Annotated in this window: 19 protein-coding genes; 9 read left to right on the top strand and 10 right to left on the bottom strand. The window is 64.1% G+C overall.

From position 1 onward, the window contains the following. Nucleotides 1-56: 56 nt before the first annotated feature. Entirely contained in the window at nucleotides 57-587 is a 531-nt protein-coding gene (locus C5O79_RS38115) for a chorismate mutase (protein ID WP_240687911.1), read from the bottom strand. Between C5O79_RS38115 and C5O79_RS38550 the strand changes: the two genes are divergently transcribed. Then, nucleotides 472-861, top strand: coding sequence for a hypothetical protein (locus C5O79_RS38550; RefSeq protein ID WP_162489654.1), 390 nt, complete (start codon nucleotides 472-474; stop codon nucleotides 859-861). The two genes, C5O79_RS38115 and C5O79_RS38550, sit on opposite strands and share 116 nt — an antisense overlap. Before the next feature lie 82 nt (nucleotides 862-943). Here the strand turns inward: C5O79_RS38550 and C5O79_RS38110 are convergent, their stop codons facing one another. Beyond that, nucleotides 944-1,321, bottom strand: coding sequence for a hypothetical protein (locus C5O79_RS38110; protein WP_160313571.1), 378 nt, complete (start codon nucleotides 1,319-1,321; stop codon nucleotides 944-946). Between the two features lie 15 nt (nucleotides 1,322-1,336). Here C5O79_RS38110 and C5O79_RS13920 point away from each other — a divergent pair, with 15 nt between their 5' ends. Then, nucleotides 1,337-1,522: a hypothetical protein gene (locus tag C5O79_RS13920; protein ID WP_124472640.1), complete on the top strand. Its 186-nt coding sequence runs from the start codon at nucleotides 1,337-1,339 to the stop codon at nucleotides 1,520-1,522. 110 nt (nucleotides 1,523-1,632) lie between these two features. Here the strand turns inward: C5O79_RS13920 and C5O79_RS13915 are convergent, their stop codons facing one another. Next, the gene (locus C5O79_RS13915) at nucleotides 1,633-3,093 is read right to left on the bottom strand and encodes an efflux transporter outer membrane subunit (protein WP_047852995.1); all 1,461 of its coding nucleotides are present in this window, start codon (nucleotides 3,091-3,093) and stop codon (nucleotides 1,633-1,635) included. Nucleotides 3,094-3,170: 77 nt separating this feature from the next. Between C5O79_RS13915 and C5O79_RS13910 the strand changes: the two genes are divergently transcribed. The 5 genes from C5O79_RS13910 to C5O79_RS13890 all read left to right on the top strand — a co-directional run bounded on the left by C5O79_RS13910 (nucleotide 3,171) and on the right by C5O79_RS13890 (nucleotide 9,768). Further along, entirely contained in the window at nucleotides 3,171-3,788 is a 618-nt protein-coding gene (locus C5O79_RS13910) for a TetR/AcrR family transcriptional regulator (RefSeq protein ID WP_047852996.1), read from the top strand. Between the two features lie 82 nt (nucleotides 3,789-3,870). Then, entirely contained in the window at nucleotides 3,871-4,989 is a 1,119-nt protein-coding gene (locus C5O79_RS13905) for an efflux RND transporter periplasmic adaptor subunit (RefSeq protein WP_122478507.1), read from the top strand. Then, nucleotides 4,986-8,126 (top strand): efflux RND transporter permease subunit, encoded by a 3,141-nt coding sequence (locus C5O79_RS13900; RefSeq protein ID WP_122478506.1) that lies wholly within the window; start codon nucleotides 4,986-4,988, stop codon nucleotides 8,124-8,126. Before C5O79_RS13905 ends, C5O79_RS13900 begins: the two co-directional genes overlap by 4 nt. A 32-nt stretch (nucleotides 8,127-8,158) precedes the next feature. Next, nucleotides 8,159-8,965 carry an oxidoreductase gene (locus tag C5O79_RS13895; protein WP_122478504.1) on the top strand — a complete coding sequence of 269 codons (807 nt, stop codon included), beginning with the start codon at nucleotides 8,159-8,161 and terminating at the stop codon, nucleotides 8,963-8,965. Beyond that, entirely contained in the window at nucleotides 8,962-9,768 is an 807-nt protein-coding gene (locus C5O79_RS13890; protein WP_226148664.1) for an NAD(P)-binding domain-containing protein, read from the top strand. The genes C5O79_RS13895 and C5O79_RS13890 overlap by 4 nt, the downstream gene beginning before the upstream one ends. 205 nt (nucleotides 9,769-9,973) lie before the next feature. Here C5O79_RS13890 and C5O79_RS13885 read toward each other — a convergent pair whose 3' ends face one another. Then, on the bottom strand, nucleotides 9,974-11,266 hold the full coding sequence (locus tag C5O79_RS13885; protein WP_122479063.1) for a divalent metal cation transporter: 1,293 nt from the start codon (nucleotides 11,264-11,266) through the stop codon (nucleotides 9,974-9,976). A 424-nt stretch (nucleotides 11,267-11,690) separates the two neighbouring features. Next, nucleotides 11,691-12,617 (bottom strand): LysR family transcriptional regulator, encoded by a 927-nt coding sequence (locus tag C5O79_RS13880; RefSeq protein WP_039341312.1) that lies wholly within the window; start codon nucleotides 12,615-12,617, stop codon nucleotides 11,691-11,693. A gap of 149 nt (nucleotides 12,618-12,766) precedes the next feature. On the opposite strand from C5O79_RS13880, the gene C5O79_RS13875 reads away from it, so the two are divergent. Continuing rightward, entirely contained in the window at nucleotides 12,767-13,687 is a 921-nt protein-coding gene (locus C5O79_RS13875) for an alpha/beta hydrolase (protein ID WP_039341316.1), read from the top strand. Nucleotides 13,688-13,878: 191 nt separating this feature from the next. Then, the gene (locus C5O79_RS13870; protein ID WP_039341318.1) at nucleotides 13,879-14,514 is read left to right on the top strand and encodes an SDR family oxidoreductase; all 636 of its coding nucleotides are present in this window, start codon (nucleotides 13,879-13,881) and stop codon (nucleotides 14,512-14,514) included. Nucleotides 14,515-14,583: 69 nt separating this feature from the next. Here the strand turns inward: C5O79_RS13870 and C5O79_RS13865 are convergent, their stop codons facing one another. From C5O79_RS13865 to C5O79_RS13845, 5 genes are all read right to left on the bottom strand, one after another. Further along, a complete protein-coding gene (locus C5O79_RS13865) occupies nucleotides 14,584-15,468 on the bottom strand; it encodes an MBL fold metallo-hydrolase (protein WP_122478500.1) in 885 nt (294 codons plus the stop codon). Nucleotides 15,469-15,546: 78 nt separating this feature from the next. Continuing rightward, the gene (locus C5O79_RS13860; RefSeq protein ID WP_039341326.1) at nucleotides 15,547-16,464 is read right to left on the bottom strand and encodes a LysR substrate-binding domain-containing protein; all 918 of its coding nucleotides are present in this window, start codon (nucleotides 16,462-16,464) and stop codon (nucleotides 15,547-15,549) included. A gap of 289 nt (nucleotides 16,465-16,753) precedes the next feature. Beyond that, entirely contained in the window at nucleotides 16,754-17,902 is a 1,149-nt protein-coding gene (locus C5O79_RS13855; RefSeq protein WP_046546415.1) for a CoA transferase, read from the bottom strand. Nucleotides 17,903-18,013: 111 nt separating this feature from the next. Next, a complete protein-coding gene (locus C5O79_RS13850) occupies nucleotides 18,014-18,433 on the bottom strand; it encodes an OB-fold domain-containing protein (RefSeq protein WP_046546414.1) in 420 nt (139 codons plus the stop codon). 20 nt (nucleotides 18,434-18,453) lie between these two features. After that, nucleotides 18,454-19,665: a thiolase family protein gene (locus C5O79_RS13845; protein WP_163009081.1), complete on the bottom strand. Its 1,212-nt coding sequence runs from the start codon at nucleotides 19,663-19,665 to the stop codon at nucleotides 18,454-18,456. Nucleotides 19,666-19,676: the final 11 nt, after the last annotated feature.

The following is a 19,676-nucleotide window of genomic DNA, read 5'->3' as shown; positions in this document are numbered from 1 at the left end:
TGACGACACAAAACGAAACAGATACGCGATTCGTGGTGTGCTTGTTATGGACGTTGCTAATCACGCTCGCAAATCCGAGCAAGCGCACGATCCATGGCGAGTGCATAGAGCGAATTCAAAGAATGCGTCGCGATGTACTCGCGAGTTGCGCGAGAAATGCGCTCGCTGCAGTCAGTACGGTTCCGAAATTCACCGGATTGTGTGAGTACATGGATGAACCCGCCTTTGAGACGGTCAAGTTCCGGACGTATTTCTTTCTCGAGATCCGCACGCGCATCATCCGGAGCGTGATCAGAACGCCGCCATTCAGCCAGCAGGGCATACTGGACAAGCTTGTTGGCTTCAATTTGGTCCGTGAAAAAATGTACTGCCAACTTGGCCGAGACTCCGTTGGCTCGCGCTTCCTTTACCGCGTCAGCTATCACAGCAGACTCTCTCGAAAGATCCTCCACGGGCTTTCCGGAGTCCCACTTGCTCAGTGCGACCTGCCTCGCAATTCGTAGCCGTGCCGCCGTCAGATCCAACAGCGCGCTTAACGTCGGCGCATTGCCTGGAGGTACCGCTGCCGACGGCGATGTAGATAACATGACAGTGGCGAGTGAGCTTATCAAAAGACATAATCTCCAGGATCCAAACTTCATTCTGCGGGCAATTCCATCTGGTGCAGGAGTCGAACGCTCTACCTTGGATTTATATGCCCTCGTTTCGTCAGGTCGCGGCGCCCTTGGCGCCCATTCCTGGGTGGCAGTCGCGGCCACGCCGCTTTTCCCTTCCGGCACGCTGCAAGTCATGGTGTCTACGCCATCTTCTCCGTCACTGAAGAATCGCAAAACATTTGACCGGTGCACATCGGTCAAATGACCGACCCAACGTGAAAGGGATTTCCGATTCGTGATGGCCGCCGTTCGATGCTGTAGGCGGTCACAACTAGCGCCAGCCGTGTTTACGGGCGCGCTAATTTGTTGAGCGACCCCGGCAGCATAAGGTTCTGAGCCGAGGAAACCAGGGAGTTCGATTGCGCGACATTGCTCGTAGACCAGCATCGATAGCAGCGTCTTTTCGGAAATCGAGCGCCTGGATTCAGTTTCACAACATTCACGGAGTGCTTGGTCAGCCCGCTCTGCCCCAAGAGGCGCGCAATCATGTCGCGTCGTTCGACACACATGGCCTCCACATGCTCGCGCAAGCGCACATCGCGCTCTGCCTGCAGGCGGGCCTCGGCCCAAACGACGTCGTCGACGTTGCTCGAATGGCAGCGTGCATACAGCAAAGCGAACTGCTGTTGAACCGTTTCTGACGATACCGCGACATCCCGCAGCAAGGTCTCCGGATTGTCTTGAATGTCGCGATGCTTGACGCGAAGCAGTTCGACGAAAAACTCGCTCGCACTCCTGAAGTTCTAATAGAACGCGCCGCGCGTGTACCCGGCGCGCGCCGCAATGTCCTCGACGCTCTATGCCGCCCGCCCCTTCTCGGCGATGCACGGCGCGGCAGCATCGAGCAGATCCCGACGGGTGAGTGAGCGGCATTCTGCGCGTGTCATTCGCTTGGGCCGCATGTTCCAGAGCACTCATCGCACAAAGAACAGCGACGACGACGTCACCCCTGCCACGGCGTCGGTACATACGGCCGTTACCGACCGGCGACAGCCTCAGGTGCCGCCCCTTCCCATCCTCCGCCAAGCGCCTTGAACGCAGCCACCGACGCCCGAGCCGCTTCGGTTTTCGCCTGCACGCGCTCGTCCGAAGCGCGCAGCAGGCTTTCATCGGCCTGCAACACCTCGATCAGGCTGACGACGCCCTTCTGGTAAGCCGCGAACGACGCGGCCCTCGCGCGGCCGAGCGAATCCACGCCGCCGGCGAGAACGGCCGCCTGTTCGTCGCGTTTGACGAGTGCCGAGAACGCGTTCTCGACGTCCTCGGTGGCATGCAGCGCCGCGAGCCGATACGCGGCCAGCATTTCGGCATCCTTCCCTTTGGCGTCGGCGATCTGCGCATTGATCCGCCCGAAGTCGAACAAACGCCAGCGCAGGCCGAGCACGCCGGCAGCCTGGTTCGCGCCGCCGGCAAACAGGTTGCCCGCGCCCATCGTCGTCGCGCTACCGATCAACCCGCTCAGCGAGAACTTCGGGTAATACTCGGCAATGGCCACGCCGATGCGCGCGTTCGACGCCGCCAGGCGCCGCTCGGCGACGATCAGGTCGGGCCGCCGCCTGAGCAGTTCGCCAGGCGTGCCCGTCGCCGCGAGCCGCGGCGCAACCGGCACGTCGCCGCCATCGAGCAATTCGGCACGATACGTACCGGGTTGCGAGCCGAGCATCACGTCGAGCGCATTCATCGCCGCGTCCAGCGCCGCTTCGAGCACCGGCACCGTTGCGCGAACCTGGGCGAGCGCGCCTTCGGCCTGCCGGACCTGAAGCTCCGCCGCAAGCCCCTTTCCATACAGCAGGTTGATGGTCGACAACAGGTCCTGCTCGGTCTGCACCTGATGCCGCGCGACCTCCAGCCGGCCCTGCAGCCCGCGAATCGTGATGTAGATGTCCGCCGTTTGCGCGGCGACAGCCAGGCGCGTGGCGACCGCCGCCGCTTCGGATGCCTGATAGTCGGCGAGCGCGGCTTCCCGCCCGCGACGCAAGCCGCCGAACACATCCACCTCCCAGCTCGCGTTGAAATCGGCCTCGTAGTCGTTGCCGTGACGGTCGAAACCGGGCGTCGAATTCAGCACGCGCCCCAACGGCGTTTCGACCGACTGGTAGACGCGCGCGGCCTGACCCGTCACATTGCCCGACGGCAGCAGCGCCGCATTGGCCGCACCGAGCCCGGCACGCGCTTGCGTCACGCGTGCCGCGGCCTGCGCGAGATCGAGGTTCTGCGCGAGCGCGAGCGTGACGAACCGGGTCAACTGCGGATCGCCGAAGCCCGTCCACCACGTCGCGAGCTCGGCGTCAGCCGCCGCGCGGCGCTGCTCCACGGCGCGCTGGCCCAGGAAGCGCTGCGGCATCGCGACATCCGGCCGCACGTAGTCGGGACCGACGGCGCATCCCGCCGACAGGAGCGCGGCGAGCACCGCGACAACGATGGGTTTCGGTAGCATGGCGGTTTCAGCAAAGATCAGGTAGTGACTATAATACCAAATAGTCACTCGCTGTCCATCCCTGCCAGCCGCAATCCATGAAAGAAACCTCCGCTTCCCCCCCGCCCGCCCGCGGCCCGGCCGATCATGACGTACGCGATCAGATCGTGGCCGCCGCCACCGAGCACTTCAGCCGGTATGGCTACGAGAAGACGACCGTGTCCGACCTCGCGAAGTCCATCGGCTTCTCGAAGGCCTATATCTACAAGTTCTTCGAGTCGAAACAGGCGATCGGCGAGATGATCTGCGCGAACTGCCTGCGCGAAATCGAAACCGACGTACGCGCCGCCGTCGCCGAAGCGGAACTGCCCACCGAAAAGCTGCGGCGCATGTTCAAGGTCTTTACCGAGGCGAGCCTGCGGCTGTTCTTCCGCGATCGCAAGCTGTACGACATCGCCGCGTCGGCCGCCACCGGCAACTGGCAGTCGGTGCAGGCCTACGAGGCGCGCGTGCAGAAGTTGCTGCAGGACGTGCTGCAGGCGGGCCGGCAAAGCGGCGAGTTCGAGCGCAAGACGCCGCTGGACGAAACCGCGTCGGCGATCTACCTCGTGATGCGGCCGTACCTGAATCCGCTGCTGCTGCAGTACAACCTCGACACGACCGACGCCGCGCCCGCGCAGTTGTCCAGCCTGGTGCTCCGCAGCCTCGCCCCGTGACCCGACACCATTTGTGACCATTGACTATTTTAGTCACTAGATACAGAATGAAAGCCCCGTTCACTTCGTCAGTGGGTCTTTCATGGTCCGGCGTCGCCTCGCTCTTCTCGCAGTCGCTTCCGCACTGCCCCTCGCGCTAGCCGCCTGCAGCGGAAAAGCGCCTTCCGATCCGCGCACGGAGGCGCCGCTCGTGCGTACCGCCATCGTCCAGGCAGCCGCGCCCGCGTCTCGTTCGTTTACCGGCACCGTCGCCGCCCGCGTGCAGAGCGACCTCGGCTTCCGCGTGTCCGGCAAGGTGCTCGCGCGGCTCGTCGATACCGGGCAAACCGTCCGGCGCGGCCAGCCGCTGATGCGGATCGATCCCGTCGACCTGAAGCTCGCGGCGCGCGCACGCGACGAAGCCGTGGCCGCGGCACAGGCCCGCGCGCGGCAGACCGCGGAGGACGAGGCGCGCTACCGCGACCTGCGCGGCACCGGCGCGATATCGGCATCGGCCTATGACCAGGTCAAGGCGGCGGCCGACGCCGCGAAAGCCCAGCTGAGCGCGGCCGAGGCCGACGCCGGCGTTGCGCGCAATGCGACCGGCTATGCGGAACTCGTCGCGGACGGCGACGGCGTCGTGATGGAAACGCTCGCCGAGCCCGGTCAGGTCGTCAGCGCCGGCCAGCCGGTGGTGCGGCTCGCACACGCCGGCAGCCGGGAAGCCGTGATCCAGCTGCCGGAAACGCTGCGCCCGGCGGTCGGGTCCGTCGCGCAGGCCGAACTGTTCGGCAAGCCGGGCTCGAGTGTCCCCGCCACGCTGCGCCAGCTCTCCGATACGGCCGATGCGCGAACGCGCACGTTCGAAGCGCGCTACGTGCTGCAAGGCACGCTGAGCGCCGCACCGCTGGGCGCGACCGTCACGATCCGCATACCGGACGACGCACGCGCGGCGCCGCAAGCCGGCCTGCAGGTGCCGATCGGTGCGCTGCTGGACGGTGGCAAAGGGCCCGGCGTATGGGTCGTCGCGGGCGAGCCCGCCAAAGTGGGATGGCGGCCGGTCACGGTCGAGCATCTGGACGACGACAGTGCACGCGTGTCCGGCGCGCTCAAGCAGGGCGACCGGGTCGTCGCGCTCGGCGCGCAGTTGCTGCATGACGGCGAAGCGGTCCGCGTGTCGGCACCGGCCGCCACGCTCGCGAGCGAAGGAGGTCGGCCGTGAGCGAACGCCGCTTCAACCTGTCGGCGCTCGCGGTGCGCGAGCGTGCGATCACGCTGTTCCTGATCTGCCTGATTTCGCTCGCGGGGCTCGTGTCGTTCTTCAAGCTCGGCCGCGCGGAAGATCCGGCATTCACCGTCAAGGTGATGACCATCGTCACCGCATGGCCGGGCGCGACCGCGCAGGAAATGCACGATCAGGTCACCGAAAAGATCGAAAAGCGCATGCAGGAGCTGCGCTGGTACGACCGCAGCGAAACCTACACGCGCCCCGGCCTCGCGTTCACGACGCTGACGCTGCTCGACAGCACGCCGCCGTCCGAAGTGCAGGAGCAGTTCTATCAGGCGCGCAAGAAGATCGGCGACGTATCGAGCGATCTGCCGGCCGGCGTGATCGGCCCGCTGGTCAACGACGAATACGCGGACGTCACGTTCGCGCTGTTCGCGCTGAAGGCCAAGGGCGAACCGCAGCGCCTGCTGGTGCGCGATGCGGAAGCGCAGCGCCAGCGGCTGCTGCATGTGCCGGGCGTGAAGAAGGTCGACATCATCGGCGAACAGGCGGAGCGCATCTACGTGCAGCTGTCGCACGACCGGCTCGCGACGCTCGGCGTGAGCCCGCAGGACGTGTTCGCCGCGCTCAACGGCCAGAACCTGCTGACGCCGGCCGGCTCCGTCGAGACGCGCGGGCCGGAGATCTTCATTCGCGTGGACGGCGCGTTCGACACGCTGCAGAAGATTCGCGACACGCCGATCGTCGCGCAAGGCCGCACGCTGAAACTGTCCGACATCGCGACCGTCGAGCGCGGCTACGAAGATCCGTCCACGTTCCTGATCCGCAACAACGGCGAACCCGCGCTGCTGCTCGGCGTCGTGATGCGCGACGGCTGGAACGGGCTCGAGCTCGGCCGCGCGCTGGACCGCGAAGTCGGCGCGATCAACGCGGCGCTGCCGCTCGGCATGAGCCTGACCAAGGTCACCGACCAGTCCGTGAACATCAGCTCGGCCGTCGACGAGTTCATGGTGAAGTTCTTCGCCGCGCTGCTCGTCGTGATGCTCGTGAGCTTCGTCAGCATGGGCTGGCGCGTGGGGCTCGTCGTCGCCGCGGCCGTGCCGCTGACGCTGGCGATCGTGTTCGTCGTGATGGCCGCGACCGGCAAGAACTTCGACCGCATCACGCTCGGCTCGCTGATCCTCGCGCTCGGGCTGCTGGTCGACGACGCGATCATCGCGATCGAGATGATGGTCGTGAAGATGGAGGAAGGCTACGACCGCGTGGCTGCTTCAGCCTACGCTTGGAGCCATACGGCCGCGCCGATGCTGGCCGGCACGCTGGTCACCGCGGTCGGCTTCATGCCGAACGGCTTCGCGCGCTCCACCGCGGGCGAATACACGAGCAACATGTTCTGGATCGTCGGGATCGCGCTGATCGCATCGTGGGTCGTCGCCGTCGCGTTCACACCGTACCTCGGCGTGAAGATGCTGCCGAACCTCAGGAAATTCGAAGGCGGCCACGATGCGATCTACGACACGCCCCGCTACAACCGCTTCCGGCAACTGCTGACGCGCGTGATCGCCCGCAAGTGGCTCGTCGCCGGTTCGGTCGTCGCCCTCTTCGTGCTCGCGATTCTCGGCATGGCGATCGTGAAGAAACAGTTTTTCCCGATCTCCGATCGCCCCGAGGTGCTGGTCGAGGTGCAGATGCCGTACGGCACGTCGATTTCGCAAACGAGCGCCGCCACGTCGAAGGTCGAGGCGTGGCTCGCGAAGCAGAAGGAAGCGCGGATCGTCACCGCGTACGTCGGCCAGGGCGCGCCGCGCTTCTATCTCGCGATGGGGCCGGAGCTGCCCGATCCGTCGTTCGCGAAGATCGTGATCCGCACGGACAGCCAGGACGAGCGCGAAGCGCTGAAGGCGCGGCTGCGGCGCGCCATCGCCGACGGCCTCGCGCCCGAAGCGCAAGTGCGCGTGACGCAGCTCGTGTTCGGCCCGTATTCGCCGTTCCCGGTGGCCTACCGGATCACGGGCCCCGATCCGGACAAGCTGCGCGGCATCGCGACCGACGTCGAGCGTGTGATGCACGGCAGCCCGATGATGCGCACGGTCAATGCCGACTGGGGCACGCGCGCGCCGACGCTGCATTTCACGTTGCAGCAGGACCGCCTGCAGGCCGTCGGGCTGACGTCCAGCGCGGTCGCGCAGCAGTTGCAGTTCCTGCTGACCGGGGTGCCCATCACGGCGGTGCGCGAGGATATCCGGACCGTACAGGTGATCGCGCGCTCGGGCGGCGATGCGCGGCTCGACCCGGCGCGGCTCGACGACTTCACGCTCGCCGGCGCGAACGGGCAGCGCATCCCGCTGTCGCAGGTCGGCAAGGTCGACGTGCGGATGGAAGAGCCGATCATGCGCTGGCGCGATCGCGTGCCGACGCTCACGGTGCGCGGCGACATCGCCGAAGGCCTGCAGCCGCCGGACGTGTCGGCCGCGATCACGAAGCAGCTTCAGCCGATCGTCGCCGCGCTGCCGAGCGGCTATCGAATCGAGGAAGCCGGCTCCATCGAGGAATCCGGCAAGGCCACGAAGGCGATGCTGCCGCTCTTCCCGATCATGCTGGCGGTCACGCTCGTGATCATCATCTTCCAGGTGCGCTCGATCTCCGCGATGGTGATGGTGTTCATGACGAGCCCGCTCGGCTTGATCGGCGTGGTGCCGACGCTGATCCTGTTCGGGCAGCCGTTCGGCATCAATGCGCTGGTCGGCCTCATCGCGCTGTCGGGGATCCTGATGCGCAACACGCTGATCCTGATCGGCCAGATCCACCAGAACGAACACGCGGGGCTCGATCCGTTCCATGCGGTCGTCGAAGCGACCGTGCAGCGGGCGCGCCCGGTGATTCTTACCGCGATGGCGGCCGTGCTCGCGTTCATTCCGCTCACGCATTCGGTGTTCTGGGGCACGCTCGCGTACACGCTGATCGGCGGCACGTTCGCCGGGACGGTCCTCACGCTCGTGTTCCTGCCCGCGATGTATGCGATCTGGTTCAGGATCCGGCCCGGCCATTCCACCGCCGCGCGCCACGGCGGCCATGAGCCGGCAGCGCCGGCCGAGCCCGCGCTTCAGCCCGTGCTGGATGCGCGCGATTGATGACGCTATTCACCCTATCGAAGGAAGCAGTCATGTCGAATTCCACCGTTGTCGTCGTCACCGGCGTTTCGTCGGGCATCGGGCGCGTCGCCGCAGAACAATTCGCCAAACGCGGGTGCCGCGTGTTCGGCACCGTGCGCAGCATCGCGCAAACGGCGCCCGTCGCCGGCGTCGAGCTGGTCGAGATGGACGTGCGTGACGACGCATCCGTTCAATCGGGTATTCAAACGATCATCGATCGCGCCGCCCGCATCGACGTGCTCGTGAACAATGCGGGCACGAGCCTGATCGGCGCGGTAGAGGAAACCTCCGTGACCGAAGCGACAGCGTTGTTCGACACCAACGTATTCAGCATCATGCGTACGGCCCGCGCCGTGCTTCCGCACATGCGGGCACAGGGGCGCGGACGGATCGTCAATGTCAGCTCGGTGCTCGGCTTCCTGCCGGCGCCGTACATGGGGCTCTATTCGGCGTCCAAACATGCGGTGGAAGGTTTGACCGAATCGCTGGATCACGAACTGCGCCAGTTCGGCATTCGCGCGACGCTGGTCGAGCCGTCGTTTACGCGGACCAACCTGGACGTCAACGCGCCGCAGGCAAGCGCACCGATTGCAGCTTACGACCGCGAGCGCACGCTTGCGTCGCGCGCCGTCGTCCACAGCGTGAAAACGGCGCCGCCCCCCGAGGGCGTGGCCGCCACCGTCGTCGACGCGGCGCTCGGCGCATGGCGGATGCGGCATACACCTAGCGGCGAGGCGTCGCTGCTGCGCAAGTTGCGGCGCTTCATGCCGGCCGGCCCGGTCGATGCGAGCCTGCGGAAGAAATTTCATCTCGCGTGACACGGCGGGCCGACGAAACAGTCTTGAACGAGGTATCCCCCATGGAAATCGGCATCATCGGAACCGGCAATATCGGCGGGACGCTGGCGCGCCGGCTGAAGGCAGCCGGACACAACCTGCGAATCGCGAATTCCAAGGGACCGGAGGACGTGCAGTCCTTCGCGAATGAAATCGGTGCGCTCGCCGTCGACGTGGCGGGCGCTGTTCGCGGCGCCGATGCGATCATTCTCGCGATTCCGCTGCCGGCGATGGCGAAGCTGCCGCCGCATCTGTTCGACGCGGTGCTCGCGAACGTGCCCATCATCGACACCAGCAACTATTACCCCGGCCTGCGCGATCCGCGCATCGCCGACATCGACGGCGGCATGCCCGAAAGCGTGTGGGTCTCGCATCGACTCGGCCGTCGCGTGATCAAGGCGTTCAACAACATCCTCGCTTATTCGCTCGCCGAGCACGCCATGCCGGAAGGCACGCCCGGACGTCTGGCAGTGGCGGTCGCCGGGGACGAAGGCGATGCCAAGCAAGTCGCGATGGCGCTCGTCGATGCGGTCGGCTTCGACCCGGTGGATGCCGGGTCACTGGAGGAATCGTGGCGGCAGCAGCCGTCGACGCCCGCCTATTGTTGCGACTGGGACGCACCGACGACGCGCGCCGCGCTTGCCGCGGCGATTCGTGGCGACGCCGCCGCCAAACGCGACCGGATGCCCGAGCAGTTCGCGAAGCTCGGCGCGGATCCGCGCCATGAGGATATCGTCAGGATGAATCGCGGGGCGAATGCGATCGACGGTTTCGATCCTTGCTAAGCCGTACGAGCGGTACGCACGTTTTCCGCCAAACCCTTACATCGCGCGCTTCGCACGTTGTCCGATGCAGGCCTGATCGCCGCCGAATACGGAGCGGTGCACATCCTGGATCTCGCGGGCCTTGGGAAATTCGCGCACTCGGAGGATCGAAGCAAGTGGGCGACGTCGGCGTCAGGTGTACACATCGTCCATCCGGATCGCCGGCTCATCCCGGCAGCAGCATTCCCGCCGCCGCGAGCGCCATGGCGAGCGTCGCGAGCCAACCTCCCCACGCAAGCGGTCCTCTGATTGCGAACTCGCCCATCACGCGCCGGCTCTGCGCCATCAGCATCATCACCATCATGATGGGCACTGCCGTGATCCCATTGATGACGGCGCTCCAGTAGAGCGCGCGAATCGGGTCGAAATGAACGAACGTCATGACCAGCCCAATCGCGACCGCGGCAGCGATGACGGCATAGAACTGTCCCGCTACCGTCGCGCGTAACGCAAGACTGTTTCTCCATTTGAAGGTCCCCGCCATCGCATAGGCGGTCGAGCCGGCCAGCACCGGAAGCGCCAGCAAGCCGGTGCCGATGATGCCGAGCGCGAACAGGACGTAGGCGAAGTGGCCCGCCAAGGGTTCGAGTGCACGCGCCGCGTCGGCCGATGTCTTGACGACGATGTGATGCGCATGGAGGGTCGCGGCAGCGGTCAGCACGATGAAGAACGCGATTACGTTCGATACGCCCATGCCGAACCAGGTATCGAAACTGATCCGGCGTAGTTGAACTGGCGCCTGAAAGGGGGCACGGCGCAATGGATGATCACGGGGCGCCGCGCGCAACTCCTCGACTTCCTGGGAGGCCTGCCAGAAAAACAGATACGGGCTGATAGTCGTGCCGAGCACGGCGACCACGGTGGTCAGGTAGGTCGAGCTCAACTGGATGCGCGGCCGAATCGTCGCGCGAGCGACTTCGGACCAGGGGATAGGGAGAATCAGCGCCACTGCCACATAAGCGAACAGGACCATCGCGGTCCATTTGAGCAGCCGGGCGTATCGTTCGTACGGAACCAGCACCTGCAGCACGACCGAAAAGACGCCGAGTACCACCACATAGAGTTGTTGTGGTCCGGGCAAGAGCAGGTCGACCGCCGCCCCCATCGCCGAAAGGTCCGCCGCGATATTGATCACGTTGGCAATCGCAAGGAGCGCGACGGCGCCATAAAGCAGCCAGATCGGGTAGCAGGCGCGAATGTTCGACGCCAGCCCCTTCCCGGTGACGCGCCCGATACGTGCACTCACCAGCTGGATCGCCGTCATGAGCGGGTAGGTCAGCAGCAGGGTCCAGAGCAGATTGAAGCCGAACTGGGCACCCGCCTGCGAATAGGTTCCGATGCCGGATGGATCGTCATCAGCCGCCCCGGTCGTCAACCCTGGACCGAGGCGGCGTAGCCAGTTTTTACCCGGCTGCGCATCGTCCGCGTCCTGTTGTTCCAACACCTGTTTCTCGCCCATGGTCATCGGCCTCCCGGGGTGCGCTGTCGCAAGCCGCATTCCCGCTGGAGGCGATACCGGCGATTGCGTCGCGGCCGGCTGAAACGCTGGATGCGGCTGGCGCCTCGGGCTGCCCTGTTCGCTCGAACCAGGCCGGCACGCACGTCGCAAACGATGAAAACGCACCCGAAAATTGCGGCTCGTGGAGGATTTGCGCGGAAGATGGGAGAGCACCGGCGCAGCCGAACCGATTGGCAGGCAAAAGCCACTACAGCGTGTATGCACTGCAGCGCAGAAACGCTTGCCTTGGTCATGCCACGGAACAGGTCGACAGGTGCAGGGCCGAAAAATAGCTGCCGTATACCCCGTGCGTCAACGGGCGGGTGAGGCCCATGGATGCAATACGTCAAACATGAAAGATCGTCGGCATCGAACGCCGCTCAGCCTATCTGGCGAGGGAGGCAACAATCGCCTCGCGCTTCTCCACCAGGAAATCGATGAGCGCCCTTACCTTGGCGGGCATCTGTGCGCGGGTCGGTGCGTACACATAGAAGCCCGCAAAAGGCTTGCACCACGAGTGCAACACACGCACGAGCGCCCCCGAGTCCAAATGCTGCTGCACGGCAATGTCGATGTGCTGGATGAGCCCGACGCCCTGTAACGCTGCACGGATCATGCCGTCGTCATCGTTGGTCGTGATGCTGCCCCGCGGCTCCACCATGAAACTGTGGCCCGACTCTTCCGGCGACGTAAATTCCCAGGGATGAATTGCCCCACTCACTTGCCGGAAGCGCAAGCAATTGTGCTGCGCCAGGTCGGTCGGCGTCACCGGCTTGCCGTAGCGCTTGAAGTAGGCCGGCGTGCCGACCACTGCCATCTCCAGATTCGGCGTTATCGGCACGGCAACCATGTGTTGAGCGAGGCTCTCGCCGATCCGGATACCAACGTCACACCCGTCGGCGACGATGTTGGCAAGACCGTCATCCATCACCAACTCGAGACCCAGTCTCGGAAAGCGGGTGCTGAACTCCTCGAAGTGTGGCTCGATCAGCGTCTTCGCCGCGACACGCGAAGTATTCATACGAATCAACCCCGACGGCTCGTCGCGCTCCTCGTGCAGCGCGTCGACCGTCCGCTCGACCGCGACCAGTGCGGGATACCACACCTCGTAGAGCCGCTGCCCCTCCTCGGTCAGCGACATGTCGCGAGTCGTTCGATACAGCAGCTTGACGTTCAACCGGCGTTCGAGCGCCTTCACGTTCTGCGACAGGTTCGCTCGAGAAACACCCATTTCCGCAGCCGCTTTCGTGAAGCTACGATGATGTGCGACATGGGCGAACCACGCGAGAGACGGAAGCAGTGAGGGATCCATGTAGGCGCCATTGTCAATTTGAAGATACCACTGTAGTCCAGATTGCGATCTTACGGAATTCCAATCGGCTCTCTATATTCGAGTCGTTGCCGCTTGGCTACCAACGATTCGGCCTGGCGAACTTACCCCCTCCCCTGAACGGAGCTGTCATGAAAAGCGTCAAGATCAAGAATGTGTATTGGGATATCGCAGCCGACATCCACTTCCCGCCGAACTTCGACGAAGGCAAGAAATATCCCGCCATCATCAGCGCGCATCCGATCGGCAGCTGCAAGGAGCAAACATCGGGGAACGTGTATGGAGAGGCGCTGGCCAAGGAAGGTTTCGTCGTCATCGCCTTCGACGCCAGCTTCCAGGGTGCCAGCGGCGGCGAACCACGTTTCACCGAAGACCCGACACTGCGCGTCGAGGATTTCCGCGTGGTCTGCGACTACCTCGTAACGCTCCCCTATGTGGATGAAGAACGCATTGGCGTGCTGGGCATCTGCGGCGGCGGCGGCTACTCGATCAATGCAGCGATGACCGAGCGCCGCATCAAGGCGGTTGGTACGGTCACTGGCGCCAACTACGGCCGCCTGATGCGCGAAGGCTTCAGCGGCTTTGATCCGATCGGTGCGCTGGAGGCCATGGCCAAGCAGCGCACGGCAGAGGCCCGCGGTGCCGCGCTGCGCGTGGACGACTTGCTGCCGCCTTCGCCCGAGGCGGCCAAGGAAGCCGGGATCAAGGAAATCGACGTGCTGGGCGCCACCGAGTACTACCGCAGCGACCGCGGCCGCGCACCCAACGGCCTCAACCGCGCGCTGTTCTCGCATCAGGCCGTCGCCATCGGCTGGGATGCCTTCCACCTCTGCGAAACCTTGCTGACGCAGCCGCTGATGGTGGTGGTTGGCGATCAGGTCGGTGCGTTCGGAGCCTACCGCGACGGCTGCGAAATCATCGGCCGTGCCGCCTCGAAGAAGAAGGAACTGGTGGTCGTCGAAGGCTGGTCGCATTACGACCTCTACGACAAGCCTGAGCCGGTCGGCCAGGCGCTGGCCAAGCTGATTCCCTTCTACAAGGAAAACCTGTAATACCCATCGCCGCGATCGCCGCGTCTCACGCCAGGGAGCCGACACGAGTCTTCCTGGCGTCGTTGCTCAACGCTCCATGCGGGGATGCACCTGCGGCCTGGTGGCCGCTCTTGCGCAGGTCTCGCCACGCTCATCGACCATGCTCCTGCGCTCTTGCGCGAAGCCTACTTTCCAAATCCGGAATAAACACCATGACCAAGGTATTGATCCTCGGCGCCAGCGGACAGATCGCGCGCTGGGTCGTACGGATGCTGGGCGAGAAAAAGGACGTCAAACAGACTCTCCTCATCCGCGATCCCAAAAAACTGGCCGGCAACGAGCCCGCCAACGCGAGCGTCGTAATCGGCGACGTACTGGACAAGAAACTCCTGCCACGGATCATGGAAGGGCAAGATATCGTCTATGCCAACCTGGCCGGCGACGTGGACACCCAGACCGAACATATCCTGGCCGCCATGAAGGCCAAGAACGTCAAACGGCTGATCTTCATCAACTCGCTCGGCATCTACGATGAAGTACCGGGCGAATTCGGCGAGTGGAACCGTCGGGAGATCGGGCAGTATCTGCCGCCCTATCGCAAGTCTGCCGATCTGATCGAAGCGTCCGACTCGGAATACACGATCCTCCGCGCGGCCTGGCTTCAGGACAACGATGAAGTGGCCTATGAGGTCACGGCACGGAACGAACCGTTCAAGGGAACCGAGGTTTCGCGCAAAAGCGTCGCTGCATTGGTCACCGAGCTCGTCGAACATCCCGACAAGCTGATGCGCGGCAACGTGGGGGTCAACAAACCGGGAACCGACGGCGTCAAACCCGCGTTCGTCTGACGCGGTATACCGATACGAATCGAGGGGGCATCGGCACCACTCGATGAATCGGCGTACGGGACCGACTCGTCAGACCTGGGTGAAGCGGAAGCGATACTTGTCGCCATCCCGCTCGACGTGCCCGCCCGATCCATACCTGAAATGGGCCGGAAAAAGCATCGTATCGGTTCCCGCGATTTCCTCGAGCAGCGCGATGCGCACCCGCTCCGCCAGATCGCCGTTCCAGTCGTACGCGAAATGAAGATCCGGACGGATCAGTTGAACCGGATGATGCACGACGTCGCCGGAGAACACCGCAGGCGAACCGCCGCAGCAAGCGTGGATCATGCAGCTTCCGGGCGAGTGGCCATACGCCGGCCGCAGCCACATGCCGTCACCCACCTTGCCGAGAATGACCTCGTCTCCGTCGACGAGATCGGCCTGCCCGGCATCGATCACCGGCGAGACGGAATCGAGCCACGGCTCGCGAATCATCGCATGGGTGCTCGGCGAACTGATATGGTCGACATCGCGCCTGTTCATGACATAGCGCGCATTCGGGAAAGTCGGTACCCAGCGCCCGTTGTCGAGGCGCGTGTTCCAGCCGACATGATCCACGTGCAGGTGCGTGCACATGACCATGTCGACATCTTCCGGCGCAATGCCGAGTTTCCGCAGCCTGTCGAGCCATGGCGTATTCAGCCGATGAAAGGCTTCGGTCGAGCGATTCTTGTCGTTCCCGTTGCAGCTGTCGATCAGGATCGTCTTTCCGCCGAAACGCACAAGGTAACTGTGCATGCTCAGGCCGCACCCCGCTTGAGCCGGATCGAGCGAAAGCACATCGTCCCAGTACCAGCCCTTCAGCCGGGAAAGGTCGCCTGCAGTGACACCCGGAAACAGCACTTCGATCGGAAGGCTCGTTTCCATCTCGACAACCTTCTGAATCTCCAACCTGCCAAGCACAATGGGCTGCATCTGGCCTCTCCTTGTCTGTCGTTGTGATTTCGATGTCGAAAGTGCGGGAACGTGGCCATCCAGCGCCGACGCGGCCACTCAGTCGCGAGGCCGGTCCAGCAGTTGCTTGATCAGTGCACGCACAATCGGATTCTGGTCTCGACCGCGCGCCGTGGCGATATGAATGCGTCGCAACGCCCATGGTTCGGCCAATTCCAGCACGGCAACCCGGCTGAACAGTTCATGACTGACGAGGCATTCCGGTTGAATGGTGACGCCCAACCCGGCCTGCACCAGGCTGACTGCGACACCCGCGCTCCTGACGCTGTAGCGCGGCTTGTACTCTTCGCCCAGCCGCCGCGTGGCCGCGCGTACCGCCCCCAGCATCGCCGTGACGGCGATGACATTCTCGGGCAGGAGATCCTTGAAGGTCACGCTGGCCTGCTCGCTCAGGCGATGCCCCTTCGGGACGACGGCAATCAGCCTGTCTTCCCGGTACGGCGTGACATCGACACCGCCGAGATCCAGCTCGTGTGTCGCGGCGAACACCCCGACATCGGCTTCGCCCCGAACAACGGCCTGCACGATTTCGGCATTCTCGAGCTCCTGCATGACGAGTTCGACAAGCGGGTATTCCCGACTGAACTCGCCTACTTCGCGCGAAAGAAACGGAACGATGATCGACCGTGCGGATGCGATCGTCAGCTCGCCCTGCATGCCGTCGGTGAACGACGCGATCTCGGATCGCATATCGTCCAGATCGTCGAAAATCTTGCGGATATAGCGCAGGAGTACTGCACCGGCCGGGCTGGGCGAGACGCCTTTCGGGCCTCGTTCGAGAAGTTTTACGCCGGCAATATCTTCGAGATCCTGAATACGCTTGGTTGCAGTGGATGCGGCGATGTTTTCCCTGATCGCGGCCAGGCCGATCTGCTGCTCCTCAACCGCCGACACGAACAACTTCAGCGTAAACAAATCCACCTGACGAATCAGGTGCAATCGGTTGAATGTACTCATGTCTCCTCACGTGCACGTCTTCATGACGTTGTCAGGCGTCATGTCACACGGCGTGCACTTCCACTCTCAAACGCCTCACCACGATAACGCATCGATGGCAGCGAAATGTGCTTCCTCGTCGACTGACGTCGACCCTGATCGTACACCAACGTCATCTGTCCGGTACGCCAATAAAGGACCCGCCAACCGACCCAAATTGCGCGGCTGGCGGGATCAACAAGTGGCGCTTGACGACTCGAACGGCACCGTATCCGCCATGCCGCATCGTCGTCTGCTTCGGAAAAAGCGGCTAATGACTGACCTTCAGAAGACTGTCGAGGAGAGAATTGTCGGCGCCGGTATCCTTCGCCAGATGCAGCGGCGGGGAACGCTTGCCGTCGAACGAAAGCGGCAGGCCGACGATACCGATCTCGTCGTCCGACGGCTTCTCGATGATGCCGAGCGCCTGCGTCTGCTCGTGCGCCAGCACTTCCGCGGTCGTCTGAATCGGCGCAACCGGAATGCCAGCGGCCTGCAACCGTTCCGTCCAGAACTCCCGCGTTCCCGTCGACAACCGGTCGCCGATCAGGCGGTCGATCTCGGCGCGGTTCTTCAGGCGCCCCGCGTTCGTCGCGAACCGCTCGTCCGTCGCCCATTCCGGATGGTCGAGCGCGGTACACAACCGCGCGAAGAGCGGATCGTTCGCGCAACTCACGATGAGGAAGCCATCCGCGGTCGCGAACGCACGGTGCGGCACGATAAACGCGACGCCCGACCCATGCCGGCCACCCGGTTCGCCGTCGGCGTTGTAGTTCGCGATGCCGACGGACATCCACGCCAGTGCGGTCTCCAGCAGGGAGGCATTGACGGTCGCCCCGCAGTGCTTCATCTGGCGCCGGTACAGCGCTGCCAGAATGCCCATGGCAGCCCACATGCCCGCGCCGAAATCGACGATCGACACCCCCGCTCGCACCGGTGCCTGACCTTCTTCGCCCGTGATGCTCATGATCCCGGAAAACGCCTGCATCAGCGGGTCGTAACCGGGAAGCGTATTCATCGGTCCGACATGGCCGAATGCACCGATCTCGCAACAGATCAGCTCCGGCTTCGTAATTCGCAGGCTGTTTGCGTCGAGCCCATAATCCGCGGCCGCCCCCGGCCGCAGGTTGTGAATGAATACGTCGGCACGCTCGGCGATCAGCCGATGCAACGTCGCCAACTGCTCCTTGTCCTTGATGTCGATGCAGATATTGCGCTTGCCGCGATTCAATGCATGATAGGCCGCGCCGCTGCCCTTCCACATGCTTGGCCCCCACCCGCGCGCGGAATCACCCGTCGCCCGTTCGACCTTCCATACTTCTGCTCCGAGCGACGCGAGTATTTTCCCGCTGAACGGCGCGGACGCGCTGTCGCTCAATTCAACCACCACCACGTTCGAAAGCGGTAGATCTCGTAACATGTCGCTCCTCCACTTCAATGTCTCGATCAGGTCATCGCAGCATCGGCCGGCACTGCATCGATACGGACTCGGCCGCGTGCAGACGCGCGATGCCTGATCACGCAGTCAGCGTTATTGTTTCGACAACACGAAAACCGGCAACTTCTGTTCGCCACGCTGCACGAACCGGACCTCGACACGCTGACCGATCCGTATCGCCTCCGGTGCTTCGTCGATCTGCGAGAACAGGAAATAGCCCTCGTCCATGCGAATGAAGCCGACGGTGTACGGAACGATGCCGGCCCAGACCGGCGTCGGCCCGCGCGTGATCGTGCTGAATGAATAGATCTCGCCGCGGCCGGACGACTGCGTCCAGTCCAGCGACTTCGCACCGCAGTGCGTGCAGAACGAGTGCGCCGGCCATACCGATTCGCGGCATGCGGTACAGCGCTGGTACGTCAGTTTCTCGTCGGCCAATGCGTCCCAGTAAGGCTGCGCATCGAGCAACCGGTACGGTTGCGGCCAGCTATTCGGCAAATGGGTTTCCGTCATGGGGTCCTCTCGATCGGGTGTCAGGTCTCGGACGACAGGAGCAGGACCGCACCCGCTGCGAGCATCCCTCCGGCGCCTTGCACGAGCGCGGTCTTCGGGCGGCGCGATGGCGCCAGTCCAAGCGGCTCACCGCGCAACTGGCGAACGGCTTCGACGATGCTGTCCATGTTGCATGAAATGCCGGGCTGACCAAACGACAGCCAGCCGCCGTTCGTATCGGTCGGCAGATCGCCGTCGACACTCGTACGGCCTTCCCGATAGAGATCGATGCCGCGTCCCTTCTTCGCGAAACCGAGATCCTCCATCACGATCGGCCCCATGTGCGCGAAGTTCACCGAGATCTGCGCCATGTCGATGTCGGCAGGCGTCAGCCCCGACATCGAATACGCTTGTCGCGCCGCCTCGGCCGTTGCCGTGGTCGTCAGGTTCGGAAACGCGCCGAGACTGTCGAACCTGCATTGACGCATGTTCATGCGATCCGTCAGGTATTCATGCGTCGTGGCCGATCCGTAGCCGAGCAGGTACACCGGATCACGTGCATTGCGCGCGTTTTCCGGCGAGGTCACGACCAGCGCGCCACCCGTGCCGCCGCCCCACGTCGAACACATCCAGCGCCGCAGCGGTGTCGCCACATACGGCGACGACAGCACGGCCGCGCGATCGATCTCGCCGAACTTCGCCTTCGCGGCGTGCGGATGATGGCGCCCCCAGCGCTGATTCGCGATCGCGACGTCTGCGAGATCGTCCTCGGTGATGCCGAACTCGTGAAAGTATCGCTGCGCCGCCTGCGCATACAACGCCGGAATCGTCGGGCCGTACGGAATTTCGAACTGCGGGTCCGCGTCGGCTTCCGCGCCCATCGCCACCGCGTCGACGAACAGCTCGGTCGCATCGCTTTGCAGGCACAGCACGTATTCCGCGCGGCCGGCCGCGATCATCTGCGATGCGATCGCGAGCGTCGACGTCAGGCCGGCGCCATGCATCGTCAGCTCGCTCGTGAGCGTCACCGGCATCTGCATGTGCGAGATGAAGATGTTGCTCCACTGCGAACGCTTGTCGGCCCACGGCGAGCGTCCCGTGAATACCGCATCGACCTGGTCCTTGCGGATGCCCGCGTCGGCAAGCGCATTGAGCGTTGCCTCGGCGGCCAACTGCAGCGGGTCCTTGCGATTCGCACGTGACGCATAGGCGTCACCCATGCCGACGATCGCCGCAACCGGACGAGGAGTCATGACCGCGCTCC

The sequence above is a fragment of the Burkholderia sp. SRS-25 genome (genome assembly GCF_004343765.1).
Lineage (GTDB): Bacteria > Pseudomonadota > Gammaproteobacteria > Burkholderiales > Burkholderiaceae > Burkholderia > Burkholderia contaminans.
Note: the sequence above shows the minus strand (reverse complement) of the source record. Positions and strands in the feature narration are given on the sequence as shown.

Coding starts and splice junctions, on each gene's coding strand:
- C5O79_RS13910 (WP_047852996.1), top strand. CDS start 3,171: ATGAAAGAAACCTCCGCTTCCCCCCCGCCCGCCCGCGGCCCGGCCGAT.
- C5O79_RS13860 (WP_039341326.1), bottom strand. CDS start 16,464: ATGAGTACATTCAACCGATTGCACCTGATTCGTCAGGTGGATTTGTTT.
- C5O79_RS13875 (WP_039341316.1), top strand. CDS start 12,767: ATGAAAAGCGTCAAGATCAAGAATGTGTATTGGGATATCGCAGCCGAC.
- C5O79_RS13880 (WP_039341312.1), bottom strand. CDS start 12,617: ATGGATCCCTCACTGCTTCCGTCTCTCGCGTGGTTCGCCCATGTCGCA.
- C5O79_RS13870 (WP_039341318.1), top strand. CDS start 13,879: ATGACCAAGGTATTGATCCTCGGCGCCAGCGGACAGATCGCGCGCTGG.
- C5O79_RS13865 (WP_122478500.1), bottom strand. CDS start 15,468: ATGCAGCCCATTGTGCTTGGCAGGTTGGAGATTCAGAAGGTTGTCGAG.
- C5O79_RS13885 (WP_122479063.1), bottom strand. CDS start 11,266: ATGGGCGAGAAACAGGTGTTGGAACAACAGGACGCGGACGATGCGCAG.
- C5O79_RS13850 (WP_046546414.1), bottom strand. CDS start 18,433: ATGACGGAAACCCATTTGCCGAATAGCTGGCCGCAACCGTACCGGTTG.
- C5O79_RS13915 (WP_047852995.1), bottom strand. CDS start 3,093: ATGCTACCGAAACCCATCGTTGTCGCGGTGCTCGCCGCGCTCCTGTCG.
- C5O79_RS38115 (WP_240687911.1), bottom strand. CDS start 587: ATGTTATCTACATCGCCGTCGGCAGCGGTACCTCCAGGCAATGCGCCG.
- C5O79_RS13855 (WP_046546415.1), bottom strand. CDS start 17,902: ATGTTACGAGATCTACCGCTTTCGAACGTGGTGGTGGTTGAATTGAGC.
- C5O79_RS13845 (WP_163009081.1), bottom strand. CDS start 19,665: ATGACTCCTCGTCCGGTTGCGGCGATCGTCGGCATGGGTGACGCCTAT.
- C5O79_RS13905 (WP_122478507.1), top strand. CDS start 3,871: ATGGTCCGGCGTCGCCTCGCTCTTCTCGCAGTCGCTTCCGCACTGCCC.
- C5O79_RS13895 (WP_122478504.1), top strand. CDS start 8,159: ATGTCGAATTCCACCGTTGTCGTCGTCACCGGCGTTTCGTCGGGCATC.